General features: G+C 64.1%; 11 protein-coding genes and 1 tRNA gene. 7 read left to right on the plus strand and 5 right to left on the minus strand.

What is annotated here, in order from left to right; genetic code table 11:
- The first annotated feature begins 143 nt into the window (after positions 1-143).
- The 4 genes from tauA to AC097O_RS10635 all read left to right on the plus strand — a co-directional run bounded on the left by tauA (position 144) and on the right by AC097O_RS10635 (position 4724).
- A complete protein-coding gene (gene tauA / locus AC097O_RS10620; RefSeq protein WP_479592746.1) occupies positions 144-1157 on the plus strand; it encodes a taurine ABC transporter substrate-binding protein in 1014 nt (337 codons plus the stop codon).
- Positions 1158-1161: 4 nt separating this feature from the next.
- On the plus strand, positions 1162-1953 hold the full coding sequence (locus tag AC097O_RS10625; protein WP_479592747.1) for a taurine ABC transporter ATP-binding protein: 792 nt from the start codon (positions 1162-1164) through the stop codon (positions 1951-1953).
- Positions 1950-2813, plus strand: coding sequence for an ABC transporter permease subunit (locus AC097O_RS10630; RefSeq protein ID WP_479592748.1), 864 nt, complete (start codon positions 1950-1952; stop codon positions 2811-2813). Before AC097O_RS10625 ends, AC097O_RS10630 begins: the two co-directional genes overlap by 4 nt.
- A 351-nt stretch (positions 2814-3164) precedes the next feature.
- Positions 3165-4724: a methyl-accepting chemotaxis protein gene (locus AC097O_RS10635; protein WP_479592749.1), complete on the plus strand. Its 1560-nt coding sequence runs from the start codon at positions 3165-3167 to the stop codon at positions 4722-4724.
- Between the two features lie 13 nt (positions 4725-4737).
- Here the strand turns inward: AC097O_RS10635 and AC097O_RS10640 are convergent, their stop codons facing one another.
- From AC097O_RS10640 to purL, 3 genes are all read right to left on the minus strand, one after another.
- Positions 4738-6375, minus strand: coding sequence for a methyl-accepting chemotaxis protein (locus AC097O_RS10640; RefSeq protein ID WP_479592750.1), 1638 nt, complete (start codon positions 6373-6375; stop codon positions 4738-4740).
- A 203-nt stretch (positions 6376-6578) separates the two neighbouring features.
- Positions 6579-7742: a Fic family protein gene (locus AC097O_RS10645; protein ID WP_479592751.1), complete on the minus strand. Its 1164-nt coding sequence runs from the start codon at positions 7740-7742 to the stop codon at positions 6579-6581.
- A 155-nt stretch (positions 7743-7897) separates the two neighbouring features.
- Positions 7898-11932 carry a phosphoribosylformylglycinamidine synthase gene (gene purL, locus AC097O_RS10650; protein WP_479592918.1) on the minus strand — a complete coding sequence of 1345 codons (4035 nt, stop codon included), beginning with the start codon at positions 11930-11932 and terminating at the stop codon, positions 7898-7900.
- 161 nt (positions 11933-12093) lie between these two features.
- Between purL and map the strand changes: the two genes are divergently transcribed.
- Positions 12094-12927: a type I methionyl aminopeptidase gene (map, locus tag AC097O_RS10655; protein WP_479592752.1), complete on the plus strand. Its 834-nt coding sequence runs from the start codon at positions 12094-12096 to the stop codon at positions 12925-12927.
- 17 nt (positions 12928-12944) lie between these two features.
- Positions 12945-15563: a [protein-PII] uridylyltransferase gene (locus AC097O_RS10660; protein ID WP_479592753.1), complete on the plus strand. Its 2619-nt coding sequence runs from the start codon at positions 12945-12947 to the stop codon at positions 15561-15563.
- Here AC097O_RS10660 and AC097O_RS10665 read toward each other — a convergent pair.
- A complete protein-coding gene (locus tag AC097O_RS10665) occupies positions 15560-17968 on the minus strand; it encodes a DUF3772 domain-containing protein (protein ID WP_479592754.1) in 2409 nt (802 codons plus the stop codon). The two genes, AC097O_RS10660 and AC097O_RS10665, sit on opposite strands and share 4 nt — an antisense overlap.
- 74 nt (positions 17969-18042) lie before the next feature.
- A tRNA-Pro gene (locus AC097O_RS10670) sits at positions 18043-18119 on the minus strand.
- 105 nt (positions 18120-18224) lie between these two features.
- Here AC097O_RS10670 and AC097O_RS10675 point away from each other — a divergent pair.
- Positions 18225-18857: a LysE family translocator gene (locus AC097O_RS10675; protein WP_479592755.1), complete on the plus strand. Its 633-nt coding sequence runs from the start codon at positions 18225-18227 to the stop codon at positions 18855-18857.
- Positions 18858-18875 lie beyond the last annotated feature (18 nt).

The raw sequence follows: 18875 nt of genomic DNA on the forward strand, positions 1-18875 counted from the left end.
TCTGGATATTTCAAGCCCACCCCAGCCTCATTATTCGAATATCGTATGTTGGTATCGTTCTATATCCACATACCCGTCTAACTCTAAGATTCCGGTCAAGGTCGCCAGTTGTTGCGGCCGAACTGATTCAAGGAGTTGGACACATGGCATTCGTTAAAAAACTACTCATTTCCACAGCGCTGAGCGCTTTGAGCCTGGCCGCCACCGTCGGCTACGCAGCCGACAAAAAAGTGGTGGTCGGCTACCAGACCGATGCCCTGCCCTCGTCGGTAGGCATTGCCAACGGCGACTACGCCAAGGCCACCGGTTACGACATCGACTTTCGCCGCTTCAATTCGGGCGCGGACATCTTTGCCGCCATCGCCTCGGGCGACGTGCAGATTGGCTACGTGGGCTCCAGCCCCTACGCCGCTGCCACCTCGCGCGGCCTGGACGTAAAGGCCTTCTACGTGGCCTCCATCTCCGGCACAGACGAAGCATTGGTGGTGCGCAACGGCTCGGGCATCAATACGGTGGCCGACCTGAAGGGCAAGAAGCTGGCCGCCGCGCCGGTGTCCACCGACCACTACCAGCTGCTGGCGCTGATCAAAAGCCAGGGTCTGACCGAAAAAGATGTGCAGGTCTTCGCCATCCCGCAGCCCGAGATCGTGGCGGCGTTCAACCGCGGCGATATCGACGGCGGCTTTGTCTGGGACCCGGCGCTGACCGAACTGAAGAAGACCGGCAAGGTACTGGTCACCTCCAAGGACGTGGCCGACAAGGGCGCGCCCACCTTCTCTGCCTGGGTGGCCACCGCTGCGTTTGCCAAGGACCACCCGGGATTCTTGAAGTCCTTCTCGGGCGTGATCGACAAGTACTCCAGCTCGTTTGCCAACAACAAGGCCGCCTGGACGGCGGACAGCGACAACACCAAGGCGCTGGCCAAACTGCTGGGCGGCACCTCGGCCGACCAGGCTGCGGCCCTGCAAAACCTGTCGCTGCTGAGCCTGAACACCCAGGCGTCTGATGCCTGGCTGGGTGGCGGCGAAAAGTCGGGCGTGGCCCGCATCCTGAAGGAAACCTCGGTGTTTCTGAAGGAGCAAAAGAAGATCTCCGAAGTGCTGCCCAGCTACGCAGCCTTCGTGACCCCCACCGCCGTGGTCGCCCTGAAGAAATAAGCCGATGCTGCAAGTTGACAACGCCAGCGTATTTTTCGCGGCCCGCGATGGCCGCGCTGTGCAGGCCCTGGACCGGGTGTCGCTGGACATCCCGCAAGGCGGCTTCGTGGTGGCGCTGGGCACGTCGGGCTGCGGCAAGTCCACGCTCTTGAACGCCATGGCGGGCTTTTTGCCACTGTCCAGCGGCTCCATCACCCTGGATGGCCGCCCGGTAGAAGGACCCGGTGCCGACCGCGGCGTGGTGTTCCAAAAAGACACCCTGCTGCCCTGGAAATCAGTGATCGACAACGTGGCCCTGGGCCTGCAGTTCGCGGGCCTGGGCCGTGCCGAGCGGCGTGAACGCGCCCGGGAGCTGCTGCGCCTGGTGGGCCTGCAGGACTTTGCCGATGCCGCACCCTACGAGCTGTCGGGCGGCATGCGCCAGCGCGTAGGCTTGGCCCGGGCCCTGGCACCCAACCCGGACATTTTGCTGATGGACGAGCCTTTTGGCGCGCTCGACAGCATGACCCGCGAGCAGATGCAGGAGCTGCTGGTGTCGGTGTGGTCACGCACCGGCAAGCGGGTGTTTTTCATCACCCATTCCATCGAAGAAGCGCTGTTTCTGGGCACCGAGCTGATCGTGATGTCGCCCCGGCCGGGCCGCATCGTGGCCCGCTTCGACCTGGACTTTGTGCGCACCTACGCCCGCGACGGCGATGCCCGGGCCATCAAGACCTCCCCCGCATTTGCCCAGCTGCGCGAAGAGATCCGCGCCATCGTGCACCAATCTGATGCGCTGGAAGAGACCACCGTATGACCGAACTGACCGCCTCTTTCCCCAGACCTGCACCTGAGGCCCCAGCCCAGCCCACCGCACCCCGCCTGGTCAAAATGCGCAGCTTCGGCATAGGCGCGCATTCCACCGTGTCCACCAGCTTGGCCACCGGTGCCGCGATTCTGCTGCTGTGGTGGGCGGTGGCCCAGTCGGGCGTGGTACCGCACCTGTTTCTGCCCACCCCAGCCGAGGTGCTGGCCGTGGCGCAGTCCATCTGGGCCGACGGTTATGCCAATGCCACGCTGTGGGAGCATGTGTCGGCCAGCCTGGTGCGCATTCTGTCGGCGGCGGCCATCGCGATTGTCCTGGGCATCCCTACCGGCCTGGCCATGGGGCTGTACCGCTGGGCCAAGGGCATTCTGGATACACCCATCGAGTTCTACTGGCCGCTGCCGCCGCTGGCCTACCTGCCGCTGATGGTGATCTGGCTGGGCATTGGCGAGACCTCCAAGATCGTGCTGCTGACGCTGGCCATGTTTGCGCCCATCGTGTTGTCGGCCCAGGCCGGTGTGCGGGCGCTGCCGCAGGAGCGGGTGAATGCCGCGCTGTCGTTGGGCGCCAGCCAATGGCAGTTGTTTACCACCGTGGTGCTGCCCTCGGCCTTGCCCGAAATCCTGACCGGCATCCGCATCGCGCTGGGCGTGGGCTGGGGCACCCTGGTGGCCGCCGAGCTCATCGCTTCCACCCGCGGCATTGGCTTCATGGTGATGTCGGCCTCGCACTTTCTGGCCACCGATGCAGTGTTTGTCGGCATTGCCGTGATTGCTGTATGTGCATTCGGGTTCTCGATCGCCATGCGCCTGCTGGAAGGCTGGCTGGTGCCCTGGAAAGGCAAATACTGAAGTCGGCGGAAATTCTGGTTTCACTATCAAAAAGGTAGCTTCTCACGCTGATAGCATAAGCGCTAGAGGCCTTTTCCCCCTTAAAAATCACACCGCCCCGCGCCACGGCGGTGTGCTCCTTTCCGTTCGCACTAGTAGCGGCCGGGATGTCTGGCGCATTCTTCTAATAGTGCATCTAGATGTAACTAGCATTACCCCTTCGGCGGCGCACGGCGGCTATAAACCATTGCGGCGCAGTTGGATATCCCGCGTGTGCAGGCGCCCACAGAATGGCACGGTTATTGTTACGTTTACTCACCAAAAGGCATGGGCCTTTGCCTTTTCACCTCCCGTGCAACCCAGACCCCCCCTATGAACCCGCTCAATCGTCTCTCGATCCGTTTTCGTTTGTATTTCAGCACCGCATTTTCATTGCTGCTGTTGGTGGCCATTGGCCTGGTGGGCTACTGGGCGCTGGACTCCACCCGGGGCACGGTGAAGGTGCTGGTCGAGGAAAAGGTGCAAACCCTGACCGACATGAACGAGCTGCGCATCACCCTGGCCCAGGTGCGCCGCAATGAAAAAGACATCATCATCAGCTTCAACAACGCGGTCGAAGTGGCCGTGCTGCGGGACTCCTGGCAAAAGTCGCTGCAAAGCTTTGGCAAAGGCCTGGCCGCCTTGCGCACCGCCCAGGGCAGCGACACGACCTACCTGAAGATGCTGGACACCGCCCAGGCCGAGATCAAGGCCTACACCGAAGGCTTGTCCCCGGTACTGGCGCAGATCGAGGCGGCGCAGATCGACGGCGCAGTCGGCGGGGCCTATGCCGAGCGGCAAAAAATCCATGTGGATGCCATCGACAGCCTGCTCCAAAAAGCCGCCACCACCTCGCGCGAAGACATGCAGGCCGCGCAGGCCGGAATTGACCAGCGCACCCGGGTGTTGTCGGGCATCCAGCTGGGCATTCTGGTGCTGGCCTTGCTGGTGCTGATTCCGCTGACCTTTTTCAGTGTGCGCAGCCTCACCCGCTCACTGGCCCAGGCCTGCCACATCGCCGAGGAAATTGCCCAGGGCCATTTGTTTGTGCCGGTGCAGGCGCAACAGAACGACGAGATTGGCCAATTGGTTAACGCCATGGGCCGCATGCAGGTGTTTTTGCGCGAACTGGTGGCCCAGGTGCAGCTGGCCGCCCGCACCATCCACGCGTCCAGCACCGAAATCGCTGCGGGTAACCAGGACCTGAGCCACCGTACCGAACATACCGCCGCCAACCTGGAAGAAACCGTGGCCGCCATGGCCGAACTCACCGGCAATGTGCAGGAGAGTGCCAGCGCCGCCGTCCAGGCCAACCAGATGGCCCAGTCGGCTGCCGAGGTGGCTACCCGCGGTGGCGAAGTGGTGTCGCAGGTGGTGGTGACCATGCGCGAGATCAACGCCAGCTCCAAAAAGATTGCCGACATCACCAGCGTGATCGACAGCATTGCTTTCCAGACCAACATCCTGGCGCTCAATGCCGCGGTAGAAGCTGCCCGCGCAGGCGAGCAAGGCCGGGGTTTTGCGGTAGTGGCCAGCGAAGTGCGCCTGCTGGCCCAGCGCTCGGCCCAGGCGGCCAAGGAAATCAGCACCCTGATCGGCACCTCGGTGGCCAAGGCCGACGAAGGCGCCAAGCTGGTGGCCCGCGCCGGCACCACCATGGACGACATTGTGGGCAGCGTGCAGCAGGTCACCACCATCATCCGCACCCTGTCCAACCAGGCCAGCGGCCAAAGCAGCAGCATCGCCCAGATCAGCGAGTCGGTCGGCCAGGTGGACCAGGTCACGCAGCAAAACTCGGCCTTGGTGGAAGAGTCTGCTGCGGCATCGGAATCACTGCGCGAGCAGGCCGATGCGCTGACCGAGGCGGTCAGCCGGTTCCGGCTGGAGGCCTGAATCCCGAAGTCGCTTAGCGGTAGGCAACCGCCAGGGGCTGCACCGTACGGCCACCGGGCAACGCCACCGGCATGGCCGGATCGGACCCCAGCGTAAACACCGACACCACCTGCACCAGATCGTCGGCCTGGCTTTTGAGCCCACTGGCGGCAGCGGCCATTTGCTCGACCAGCGCGGCATTTTGCTGGTTGACCAGGTCCATCTGGGCCACGGCCTGCCCGACCTGCGACATGCCCGCGCACTGCGCGGCACTGGCCACACTGATGGCCCCCATGATGTCGGTCACGCTGCGGATGCTGCCCACCACTTCGGCCATGGTGCTGCCGGCTTTGTCCACCAGCACCACGCCCTGCTCCACCCGCTGCACGCTGGCAGAGATCAACAGCTTGATTTCCTTGGCTGCATCGGCCGAGCGCTGGGCCAGCAGGCGCACTTCGCTGGCCACCACGGCAAAGCCACGCCCCTGCTCACCGGCGCGGGCGGCCTCCACGGCGGCGTTGAGCGCCAGGATATTGGTTTGAAAAGCGATACCGTCGATCACGCTGATGATGTCGGCAATCTTGCGCGACGAGTCATTGATGCCCTGCATGGTCTGCACCACCTGGCCTACCTCGTCGCCGCCGCGAACCGCCACCGTGGAGGCCTGCAGGGCCAGTTGGTTGGCAGAGTGCGCACTGTCGGCGTTCTCTTGCACCGTGGCACCCAACTCTTCCATCGACGCGGCGGCTTGCGCCAGGGCGCTGGCCTGGTGCTCGGTACGGGCGCTGAGGTCGTGGTTGCCCTGGGCGATCTCGGAGCTGGCCGTGGCCACGCCGTCGGCTCCTTGCCGGATGGACTGCACAATTTGCGTCAACGAAGCCTGCATGCGCGCCATGGCCGACACCACGCTGTGCGTGTCCCCTTGGTGCGCGGCCACCACACGGCTCAAATCCGCATGGCTGATGGCGGTGGCCAGGCCCGCCACGTCGCTTGGCTGCCCGCCCAGCTGCCGTAACAGGTTGCGGCTGATGAACCACGCCAACAGGATGGACGCCAGCACCGATGCCGCCGCCACACTGGCCAGCACCCCACGGGCATGCACCACGTCTTCACGGCCCTGGGCCTTGGCCTGCTCGGCCTGGCCCACATGCCCTTGCCAGAGCTTTTGCACCGCCTGGTAGGCTTTCAGGTAGCTTTGCTGGCTGGGGCCGTTGAAAAAATCGCTGGCCTCTATGGCGCGCTCCTCTTCAGCACCTGCGGCCGAGTTGGACATCTGGAAAAAAGTGCTGCGCAGGCCGTGGTACTGGGCCATGGCGGCCAGCATCTCCTGGTGCCGCACCGGGTCTACCAGCGCCGCACCACCGGTGTTGTAGCGCGCCAAAGCGGTATCCAGGTCTTTCACCGCCGCCTTCACCACCAACTCTTCACGGTCTTTGGCGGGCATGTTCAAGGTCGATAAATGCCGGAGCTCGGCGATGCGCACCGCCTGCAATTTGTCGTTCACATCACCCAGCGCCGTCAGCGCGGGCAGGGTGGTATCGACCAGCGACTCAAAATCGCCATGGATGGCCAGAATCCGGCTCCAGGCCGTCAAGGCCAGTAACAGCACCAGCGCCACCACCAAGCCAAAAGCCCAGCCCAATTGGCGACCCACCCGTATTTTGGAAAGCATTTTTGAATGACTCTGTGTGCCGTGCGTCTGGGACCCGGCTGTGCCTGCATGAACCTGTTTCGCCCACCTGCAGTGGATGCGAATTTCAGATACATAAGCTTACATTTACAGAGACAAAGCCATGCATACCCTGCGGCCAATAGCTGGTACGAAACCGTTGCGGGAACCGCGGGAAATCCCTAGGTGCCGGGATGCCTGGAAGCTCAGCCCAATGCGTCCCCGCGCAGGGGGGCAGAGATAAAACCCTCTTGCGACAGCGCATGGACCACGCCGCGCACCAGGTAGCTGCTGTCAAAGCCCAGGGTGTACTGGCGGGCATGGAGCGCAATGGGTTGCAGCATCTTGCGCTCCACCAATTTCTTGATCTGGTAGGTGCGCTGGGTGGCATTCATGCCGGGCATGGCGGCGCTCAGGTCTGCGGCCTTGGCAATACCTGCCTTCACTGCAGCGTGCAGCACGGATTCTTCTTGGGCCGTGATCAACATCCGGCTGCGCGCATAGCCCAGCGCAGGTAACAGAATCTTGCTAGTCAGATAGTCGTAGCGGGTGAGTTGGTCTACCTTGTTGAGCTCGCTGAGTACGCCTTGCAGCACATACACGCACCATTGCTCCAGGCGAAGCGGTGTACCCGCATCGGCACAGGCCAGCATCTCGTAGTATTTGTCGCGGTCACTACAGAACACCGCGGTGGGGTTCAGCACCCGGCCACCGGTCTTGACGTTAAAGCCGTACTTGATGAGCAGCGCATACGTCAGCAAGCGCACCACACGCCCATTGCCATTGCCAAACGGGTGCACCCAGCCGAAGCGGTGGTGCGCCAGGGCCACTTTGATCAGGTCGTACTTGGGCGCATCGGCCTGGTTGATGAACGCCACCAGCTCCTGCATGTAGCCGGGTACTTGCACCGCTTCGGGTGGTACATGCGCAGACTGGGCAATCAGCACCTGCGAAGTACGGTAGGCACCGGGTGTGGCATCGCCCTCGCGCACCAGACTGCGCACCGTGAGGGCATGCAGCTCGCGGATGAAATGCTCGGTGATGGGCGCGCCGGGTTCTATCGATGATTCGACGTGCTGCATCGCCTGTTCGATGCTGGCAATTTCCCCCAAAGCGTCACTGGCGGTGGCCGCCCCGTCCAGCGTGCTCTCCACGTAATCGGCCAAGGTGGTGTGGTTGCCCTCGATGCGCGCCGAACCCAGGCTCTCCAGAATATGGAAAACATGCTTGAGCTGGAAGAACACCGGTGCCGGGGTGGTGCCCACCAGCTGCAAACGCCGCAAATGCTCCAACTCGGTCAACACATCGACTAAGGGCGAATCAAAAGCGGGGTTCAGCAGCCCCAGCTCAAAGTGGTTAAAAGCAGCCATGGTTTTCCGACATCTCTACTTGAACAGAATGTTTAGTGGACTTTATCGGAAAAACTTTATTAAAAACAATCACTTAAATTAAAAGCTTTAAATAATTATCTGCAATTATGTGGCACATCTTCTGCAAATGCGCATTCGCGCATCTGCAAAACACCTTACCCCAGCCAACGCCGCGCGTTGTGCCAGAGCTGCATCCAGGGGCTGAACTCACTCTGGTCGCCGCTGGTCCAGCTCATCTGCACATTGCGGAACACGCGCTCGGGGTGGGGCATCATGGCGGTGAAGCGACCATCGGCCGTAGTCACGGCGGTCAGGCCACCGGCGCTGCCGTTGGGGTTGAAGGGATAGGCCTCGGTGGCGGCACCGAAGTTGTCCACGAAGCGCATGGCGGCGATCGCTTGGGACGCGTCGCCCCGGTAGGCAAAGTTGGCGTAGCCCTCGCCGTGCGCCACCGCGATGGGCAGGCGGCTACCGGCCATGCCTTGCAGGAACACGCTGGGCGAATCCAGCACTTCGACCATTGACAGCCTGGCTTCAAAGCGCTCGCTGCGGTTGGTAGTAAAGCGCGGCCAGGCCTGTGCGCCGGGGATGATGTCGGCCAGTTCGGCAAACATCTGGCAGCCGTTGCACACGCCCAGGGCCAGGGTGTCCTGGCGGGCGAAGAAGGCCTTGAATTGCGCGGCCAGCACCGGGTTGAAGGTGATGCTGCGCGCCCAGCCAATGCCTGCGCCCAGGGTGTCGCCGTAGCTGAAGCCGCCGCAGGCCACCACGGCCTGGAAGTCTTGCAGTTGGGCCCGGCCGGTTTGCAAATCGGTCATGTGCACGTCGAACGCGTCGAAACCAGCCAGACCGAAGGCGTAGGCCATCTCGGTGTGCGAATTCACGCCCTGCTCGCGCAGCACGGCGACCTTGGGGCGGGTCAGCATCAAAGCCGGTGCCGCTACATCTTTAGTAGCTGCTAGCGCTGATGTATCAAGCGCTGGAGCACTATTTGGCAAGAAAACATGCATGCCTGGATCGGCGGCGGCCCCGGCTGCCGCGTGCTCGGCATCGGCTCCGGCGGGGTTGTCGCGCTGCTGGCAGATTTTCCAGCTCACGCTGTCCCACACCTGGTGCAGGTCTTCCAGCTTGGCAGTGAACACGGCCTTGGCATCGCGCCAGACCTGCACTTCGCCCACGCCTGCCGTGATGGTGCTGCTGGCAGGACGGGTTTTGCCGACGATGTGGCTGTGCTTGGCCAGGCCGTGCGTGCGCAGGGTCTGGATGGCGGCATCGCGGTCGGACGTGCGCACTTGCAGCAGCACGCCGAGTTCTTCATTGAACAGGGCTTTAAGCGTGAGCTCTTCGCGGCGCGGGCCGACCTGGCCCGCCCAGTTTTTGCTGTCGCCCACGTCCATGCGGCTGTCGCTGATGCCGTCGCCCTCGGTGACCAGCAGGTCCACATTAAGCGCCACACCGACATGGCCCGCAAAGGCCATTTCGCAGGCGGCTGCGAACAGGCCGCCGTCGCTGCGGTCGTGGTAGGCCAGCAGTTGGGGGCGCAGCGCGTTGACGGCATTGACCAGGTTGACCAGGTCTTGCGGGTCGTCCAGGTCGGGCACGGTATCGCCCACCTGGTTCAGGGTTTGCGCCAAGATAGAGCCGCCCATGCGGTTCTGGCCCTTGCCCAGGTCCACCAGGATCAGCGTGGTGTCTTCAGTGGCATTGAGCTGCGGGGTCAGCGTGCCGCGCACATCGGCCAGGGTGGCAAAGGCGGTAACGATCAGGCTCACAGGGGATGTGACCTTCTTTTTGTCGTCCGCATCTGTCCACTGCGTGCGCATCGACAGGCTGTCTTTGCCCACGGGGATGGAGATGCCGAGGGCCGGGCACAGTTCCATGCCCACGGCTTTCACCGTAGCGTACAGGGCGGCATCTTCGCCCGGCTCGCCGCAGGCGGCCATCCAGTTGGCGGAGAGCTTGACACGCGGCAGATCGAACGGTGCGGCCAGCAGGTTGGTGATGGCTTCGGCCACCGCCATGCGGCCGGACGCGGGGGCGTTGACGGCCGCCAGCGGCGTGCGTTCGCCCAGGGCCATGGCTTCACCGGCGAAGCCTTGGTAATCGGCCAGGGTCACGGCACAGTCTGCTACCGGCACTTGCCAGGGGCCAACCATCTGGTCGCGGTGGCTCATGCCGCCCACGGTGCGGTCGCCGATGGTGATCAGGAAGCGCTTACTGGCGACGGTGGGGTGGGCCAACACATCAATGGTGGCTTTTTGCAGGCTAACGCCGGTCAGGTCTATCGGGGCAAACTGGCGGGCCACAGTTTTGACATCGCGGTGCATCTTGGGCGGCTTGCCCAACAGCACGTTCATGGGCATATCGACGGGGCTTTGCGCCTCTGCGTCCGCAACTATGAGCTGGCGCTCTTCCGTGGCAACACCGACGACCGAGAACGGGCAACGCTCGCGCTCACACAGCGCAGTAAAGGCTGCCAACGACTCGGGGGCGATGGCCATCACGTAACGTTCCTGGCTTTCGTTGCACCAGATTTCCTTCGGGCTCATGCCGCTTTCTTCCAGCGGCACGGCGCGCAGGTCGAAGCGTGCACCCCGGCCTGCGTCGTTGGTCAGCTCGGGGAAGGCATTGCTCAGGCCGCCGGCACCCACGTCGTGGATGGCCAGAATCGGATTAGCCGCGCCTTGCATCCAGCACTGGTTGATGACTTCCTGCGCCCGGCGTTCGATCTCGGGGTTGCCGCGCTGCACCGAATCAAAGTCCAGCGAGGCCGCGTTGGCACCCGTGGCCATGGAGCTGGCCGCGCTGCCGCCCATGCCGATGCGCATGCCCGGGCCGCCCAACTGGATGAGCAGCGAACCGGCGGGGAATTCGATCTTGTGCGTTTGCGTCGCGTCGATGGTGCCCAGGCCGCCCGCGATCATGATGGGCTTGTGGTAGCCGCGGCGGATGCTGTCCACGTCGGAGGTGACGGTTTGCTCGTACTCGCGGAAGTAGCCCAGCAGGTTGGGCCGGCCGAATTCGTTGTTGAAAGCCGCGCCACCCAGCGGGCCTTCGGTCATGATGCTCAAGGGGCTGGCGATGTGCTCGGGCTTGCCGATGGACACGTCACCCTCTTGCGGCCAGAGCTTGGACACAGTGAAACCGGTCAGGCCCGCCTTGGGCTTGGAGCCGCGGCCCGTGGCACCTTCGTCGCGGATCTCGCCGCCCGCGCCGGTGGACGCGCCGGGGAACGGCGAGATGGCGGTGGGATGGTTGTGGGTTTCCACCTTCATCAGTACATGGTGCAAAGCGCTACTCTTTTCGTAGCTGCTTGCGCTCTTGCCATGGGCGGTAGAGGCTGATTTGGCTAAAAATCTCTCAATCTCATAGCCTTCCATGACGGAGGCGTTGTCCGAGTACGCCACCACGCTGTGCTGCGGTGCCAGCTGGTGGGTGTTGCGAATCATGCCAAACAGGCTCTTGCTTTGTGCCACGCCGTCGATGGTGAACTCGGCGTTGAAGATCTTGTGGCGGCAGTGCTCGCTGTTGGCCTGGGCGAACATCATCAGTTCCACGTCGCTGGGGTTGCGCTTGAGCGTGGTAAAGGCGTTGACCAGGTAGTCGATTTCATCGTCGGCCAGGGCCAGGCCGAACTCGGTGTTGGCCGCCAGCAATGCGGCGCGGCCACCGCCCAATACGTCCACCTGGGCCAGCGGCGCGGCTTCCAACGCGGTGAACAACTCTTGCGCCTGGCTGCGGTCCAGCATGGCGCTCTCGGTCATGCGGTCGTGCAGCAGGTCGGCCACCTGGGCCAGTTGCGCGGCGGTCAGCACGGTTTTGCCCAGCAAAGGCTGCTTGACGGTCAAACGGTATTCGACAAAACGCTCGACCCGGCGCACCGCCAGTCCGCAGTTGTGGGCGATGTCGGTGGCCTTGGAAGCCCAGGGCGACACAGTGCCAAAACGCGGCGTCACTACCAGCAACGGGCCTTCAGTGGGGCCTGCATACGGGTCGCCGTAGGCCAACAGACCGGTCAGTTGTTCCACCACGGCCTGCGCAGGCGCGGCATCGCTGGCCACCAGGTGCACGAAGCGGGCAGCCACGCCGGTGATCTTGTCATGGATGGCTTGCAGCCGGGGCAGGAGTTGCTGAACGCGGAAGTCGCTAAGGGCGTTGCCGCCTTCAAACAGAGAGATATGCAAGGTCACGGTGGCGGCCTGGTTGGGGAAGAATGGGGACTGGGTGGCCAGGCGGCCCAGCGCAGAAACTGCTGGTACGGGCAAACCCTAGAGCGCAGAATTTTAACGGCTGCGCGGGCAGCGGCAGCGGGCGCTGCAACCCGGCACGGCATCTAGGATAATTAGCGGCTATGACTATCACCTACAAAGACGCAGACGGCATCGCAGGCATGCGCGTCGCGGGCCGCCTGGCTTCCGAAGTGCTCGACTACCTGACCCCCCACGTGGTGCCCGGCGTGACCACCAACCAGCTCGACAAGCTGGCGCATGACTACATCACCCAGGTGCAAGGCGGCATTCCGGCCCCTTTGAACTACACCGGCGGCGGCAACATCCCCTACCCCAAGTCGATTTGCACCTCGGTGAACCACCAGGTCTGCCACGGCATTCCCAACGACAAGCCGCTCAAGAAGGGCGACAGCGTCAACATCGACGTGACCGTGATCAAAGACGGCTGGCACGGCGACACCAGCCGCATGTTCATCGCGGGCGAAGGCAGCATCCTGGCCAAGCGCCTGGCAGCACTCACGTATGACGCGATGTGGCACGGCATCAAAATGGTCAAGCCCGGCATCCACCTGGGCGATATTGGCCACGCCATCCAGCGCTTTGCCGAGAGCAACGGCTTCAGCGTGGTGCGCGAGTTCTGCGGCCACGGCATTGGCCGCATCTTCCACGAAGAGCCGCAGGTGCTGCACTACGGCAAGCCCGGCACGCTGGAGGTGCTGAAAACCGGCATGACCTTTACCATCGAGCCGATGATCAACGCCGGTAAAAAAGACATCAAGGAAGGCCCCGAAAAAGACGGCTGGACCATCGTCACCAAAGACCATTCGCTGTCGGCCCAGTGGGAGCACACGATTCTGGTCACCGAGACCGGCTACGAAGTGCTGACGCTGTCGGCGGGCAGCCCGCCCACGCCGGCCTTTGTACCGGTCCAGACTCCAGCGACCGCCGTAGCGTGAAGCGCGATGCGGGTCTGATGACCGACGTTCCCGCGCTGCGGGCGCACTACCTGCATGAGAAGTCGCTGCTGCTCGAAGCCGTGCGCGACAGCGGCTCCAGCACCCGGGGCGTGCGCTCCACGCTGCAAAACCTCTCCAGCCTGACCGACAGCACCCTGCGCGGCCTGTGGGCCATCGCCGGGTTCACCCCGTCGTTTGCGCTGGTGGCGGTGGGCGGATTTGGCCGCGGTGAGCTGTTCCCATCCTCCGACATCGACGTGCTGCTGATGCTGCCCGAAGGCGTGTCGCCCGAGGCCGACCCGGAGCTCAAGGCCCGCATCGAAAACTTTATCGGCAGCTGCTGGGACACCCGGCTGGAGATCGGCTCCAGCGTGCGCACCGTAGAAGAATGCCTGGCCGAGGCGGTGAAAGACGTGACGGTGCAGACCTCGCTGCTCGAATCGCGCCTGGTCACCGGCGACCCCAAGCTGTTCAACCAGTTTCGCAAGCGCCTGTCGGACGCACTGGACCCGCGCGCATTTTTCGTGGCCAAGACACTGGAAATGCGCCAGCGGCACAACAAGTTCGAGAACACGCCGTTTTCGCTGGAACCCAACTGCAAGGAGTCGCCCGGCGGCCTGCGCGACCTGCAGATGATTCTGTGGGTGGCCAAAGCCGCCAAGCTGGGCAAGACCTGGGACGAGCTGGTGCGCAGCGGCATCGCCACCCCGCACGAGGCCAAGCAACTCAAGCGCAACGAAGCCCTGCTGTGCCTGATCCGTGCCCGCCTGCACCTCACCGCAGGCCGCCGCGAAGACCGGCTGGTGTTCGACCTGCAAACCGCCGTGGCCGAGTCGTTTGGCTACACCACGGTGTCCGACGACGATACCGGCCTGCCGGTGCGCTCCAGCGAGGCGCTGATGCGCCGCTACTACTGGACCGCCAAGGCGGTAAGCCAGCTGAACCAGATTTTGCTGCTCAATATCGAGGAGCGGCTCAACCCCTCCACCCACGCGCTGCGCCCCATCAACGAGCGCTTCTTTGAAAAAGCCGGGATGATCGAGGTGGCCAGCGACGACCTGTACACCCGGCACCCGCACGCGATCCTGGAAACCTTTTTGCTGTACGAGACCGCCGTGGGCATCCACGGCCTGTCGGCCCGCACGTTGCGGGCGCTGTACAACGCCCGCGGCCTGATGACCGCCAAGTTCCGCAGCGACCCGGTGAACCGGGCCACGTTTCTGGCGATTTTGCAGGCACCCTCGGGCATCACCCACGCCCTGCGGCTGATGAACGACACCTCGGTGCTGGGGCGCTATTTGTGGGTGTTCCGGCGCATCGTGGGGCAGATGCAGCACGACCTGTTCCACGTCTACACGGTCGACCAGCACATCATGATGGTGCTGCGCAATGTGCGCCGCTTCTTCATGGCCGAGCATGCGCACGAATACCCGGCCTGCTCGCAGCTGGGCGCGGGCTGGGACAAGCCCTGGATCCTGTACGTGGCAGCGCTGTTCCACGACATCGCCAAAGGCCGGGGCGGCGACCATTCCGACCTGGGTGCCCGCGAGGCGCGGCGCTTTTGCACCCAGCACGGCATTGGGGCCGAAGACAGCCAGCTGATCGAATTTTTGGTCACCGAGCACCTGACCATGAGCCGCGTGGCCCAGAAGGCCGACCTCAGCGACCCCAGCGTGATCGCCGACTTCGCCCAACGCATGGGCAACGAGCGCTACCTCACTGCCCTGTACCTGCTGACGGTGGCCGACATCCGCGGCACCAGCCCCAAGGTGTGGAACGCCTGGAAGGGCAAGCTGCTGGAGGATCTGTTCCGCTACACCATCCGGGTGCTGGGGGGCCGCGCGCCCGATCCCGATGCCGAGATCGAGGCCCGCAAGCGCGAGGCGCTGGTGATGCTGGCCCTGCACGCCCAGCCCTTCGAGTCGCACAAGGTGCTGTGGGACACGCTGGACGTGGGCTATTTCATGCGCCACGACGCGGCCGACATCGCCTGGCACACGCGCCAGTTGTCGCGCCACATCGCCAAAACCCCGGCCATGCTGGACGGGGCCGACAAGGCCATCGTGCGCGCCCGCCTGTCACCGGTGGGCGAAGGCCTGCAGGTGATGGTCTACACGCCCGACCAGCCCGATCTGTTTGCCCGTATCTGCGGCTTTTTTGACCAGGCCGGTTTCAGCATCGTCGATGCCAAGGTGCACACCGCCCGCAATGGCTACGCGCTGGACACCTTCCAGGTGGTCACCGCCATGCTGCCCGAGCACTACCGCGAGCTCACCAGCATGGTCGAAAACGACCTGGACATGACGCTGACCCGCCAGGGCCCGCTGCCCCCACCCAGCAAGGGTGGCCGGGTGTCGCGCCGGGTCAAGAGCTTCCCCATCGCCCCGCGCGTGGAGCTGCGCCCCGATGAAAAAGCCCAGCGCTGGCTGCTGTTCATCTCGGCCAGCGACCGCGCCGGTCTGCTGTATCTGGTGGCCCGCGTGTTGGCCAAACACAACCTCAGCGTGCAACTGGCCAAGGTCTCCACCCTGGGCGAGCGGGTGGAAGACAGCTTTTTGATCCAGGGCCCGGAGCTGCAGTACAACCGCAACCAGATCGAGATCGAAACCGAGCTGCTGCAGGCGTTGGCAGCTTAGGGGTTGAGTGGGGAGATCGGCGTTGTCGGCTCCACCACGGCCTCCACCACCGGCGACACTTCGCGCAACACCATGGTGGCGGGATTGGACAGCGGTAGCTTGGCCTCGCGCAGGCGCCTGAGCATTTCAAACAGCACGTCGCTGCGCACGCCGTAAGACAAGCGGGGCGAGCCCACATAGGCGGTGGCGTTGAACACCAGCTTGCCGTTGTCGATGCCGTCCAGCGCCACGCTGGGCGAAGGGCTGGCCTGTACCTCGGTGTGGTCCTGGAAAGCCGACAGCATCAGGGTGCGCACTTGCTCCACATCGGTGTCCAGCGGCATCGGCAGCTTGATTTGCACCAGGCCCAGGGGGCTGGCGTGGGTGATGTTGCGCACGGTCTTGGTGATGAACTCGGAGTTGGGCACGATCACGGTGGAGCGGTCGCTCATCTGGATCTCGGTGGCGCGCACATTGATGCGGCGGATATCGCCCTCCACCGTGCCCAGCACCACCCAGTCGCCCACCTTCACCGGCCGCTCGGCCAGCAAAATCAGGCCCGAAACAAAGTTCTGCACCACCGCCTGCAGGCCAAAGCCGATACCCACCGACAAGGCACTGGCCACCCAGGCCACCCGCTCCAGCCCGATGCCCACCGCCGACAAGGCCAGCGCCACCACCAGCACCGCACCCGCGTAGCCAAACAGCGAGCTGGCCGACATCTGCATGCCTTCGTCCATGTTGGTAGTGGGCAGCAATTGGTCCACCAGCCAGCGCTTGAGCACGCGCACAAACGACAGGCCCACTACCAGCACCACAATGGCCAGCAGTACCGCCGTGGGCCGCACCTGCACCTCGCCAATCGCCAGGCCGTCGCTGAACTGGGTGGCGCGGTTCAGCAGCTCGGGCGGACCATCGCCAAACGGCGACAGCACCGAGGTCAGCGCCGCAATCGCCACCAGGGTGCGGCCCACGCCCGACACCAGCACGGCGGCCTGGTCGCGCAGGCGCCAAGCACCGGCGGGCATCTTGTCGGGATCATTGGTGGCCAACCAGCCCATGCACACATCGTCGATTAGCACCATCAGCAAATAGGTGCTGCCAGCCACGATCGCCGACCACGCCAGTTGGCGCACCATGAAGCTGCCCAGCGCCACATAGCCCATCAGCAGGGCCGCCACACTGCACACCAGCACCAGCCACACCAGGGCCGTTAGCACGGCCAGCCACAGCGGGCGCGGCGGGACGCGGTCGGCATCGGGGCCGCGGTCGAGCTGGCGGCGCAGGCGCTCACCCCGGCCTACGGCAATCACCATGCTCAGGCCCAGCAGCAGAGCCAGAATGCAGTTCAGGGCCACGGTGCTGGCCAGGCTGGCGTTGACCAGCGCGTACAGGCGCTCTACCAGCCAGCCCGCCGTGGTGATGCTGGCAAACACCAGCGGAAACCAGGCCAGTCCGGCGGCCACCGCATCGGGCAAGGCCGATAGCCGCCAACTGTGCCGGTCTGCGGCCAGCAGTGCGCGCCCCAGGCCCACCACATAACCGCCAAAACAGGCCAGGCCCAGGCTGCTCAGCAGCAAGGCATGGGGCAAGGCCGACAGGTCACTGCGCCATTCCAGCGCGCTGCGCACGATCACCGCCACCAGGCCCCAGGTGAGCACCGACAAAGCGATGTGCACCACCGCAAACAGCGAACGGCGCAAACGGCCATGCGGTATGCGGGTGGTGGCAATGTGCAGCAGCAGGTTTTCGGCTTTGCGGCGCAGCAGTGCCAGCAGCAGCAAGGCCGCGGCCATGCCCACCCACACCCCGACTGTTGCCGCGCGCAGGGCCCGCAGCAGTTCACCGGCCAGCGCGCCCAGGCGGCCCGCATCCACCGCGTAGTTGCCACGCAATTCGCTCCAGAACGCCGGAGCCAGGATGGACGCGGTACGGCGGCCCAGCTCGGTCTGGAACAGGGCGCGGCGCTGCACCGAAATCTGGTCGGCCAGTTGCCCGGCCTCCACCGCCACCAGGCCCGCCAGCTTGACCTGGGCATCCAGCGCATTGCTGCTTTTGTCGAGCTGGCTGCGCAGCGTGGCGATGTCGGGGGTTTCCTTTTTGTCGGCGGGCGGCGCGCCCAGCTCGGCCAGCCGGGCCTGCACACTGCTGCGCTGGGGCTCCAGGTCGTCGGCCATGGCCTGCGCCTGCGCCTGTGCGGCCAAGGCGCTGCTGCGCCAGGCCTGCAAATCCACCTCGGGGTCGGGGTTGAGCAAGCCCTTCTGCATGGTCTCGACCTGCTGGCGCAACTGGTCCAGTGTGACCTCGGGGTCGGCATCGGGGGCCTGCGCCTGTACCGGCAAGGTCCACAGCAGCAGCGCCGAAACAATCAAGACAAATAAGGCCTTGGCGCTTATGGATAGAGCACGGGCAGCTATCAATTGCATAGTATTCAGTTTCTCACAGAGGAACGAAAAAAAGCCACCAGGAGAAACCTCTTGGTGGCTTTCAATTCAATCAATGGTCGGGGCGAAAGGATTCGAACCTTCGACCCTCTGGTCCCAAACCAGATGCGCTACCAGGCTGCGCTACGCCCCGACAAGCCTCGTATTCTACAACGAGTTTTCAGGGGTTCTGGCCGGGCCGCTGATTAATTCGCAAATCGCTTGCATTACCATCAAGGCCCCACTCTCCTCCCTTCCCATGACGCTTTCTACCTACCTGCTGTATCTGGCCGCCGTATCTGTGCTGGTGCTGTCGCCCGGCCCCACCATGCTGATGTGCATTACCCGCGCCCTGCAGCACGGCTGGGCACGCGGCATTGTCTCGGGCCTGGGCAGCGTGACAGCGGCGCTGGGCATCATGCTGCTGTCGGCCCTGGGGCTGGGCGCGGTGCTGGCGGCTTCCGAGACGGCGTTTACCGTGCTCAAGGTGGTGGGTGCCGCCTATTTGATCTACCTGGGTGTGAAGACCTGGCGCAGCCCGGCGGTGGCTTTCAACCCCGCCCATGGCGATACCAGCACCCTGCCCACTTTGGGCGCCTGCTACGTGCAGGGCCTGATGGTGGGGGCCAGCAACCCCAAGGCGCTGCTGTTCTTTGCCGCGTTCTTCCCGCAGTTTCTGGACCCGGCCGCCGCCTGGGGCCCGCAAATGGGCATCCTGGCCGCCACCTTCATGGCGATGGAAATGTCGGTGCTGACGCTGTGCTCGCTGGGCACGGCCCGCATCGCACCATTCTTGGCAACGAGTGCGCACGTGCGCTGGATCAACCGCATCTGCGGCGGTTTGTTTGCGGCCATGGGCGGCATCTTGCTCACGGTACGCCGACACGCCTGAACTATCAATTTAATAGCT

This window comes from Rhodoferax sp. LS1P39, from assembly GCF_056521425.1.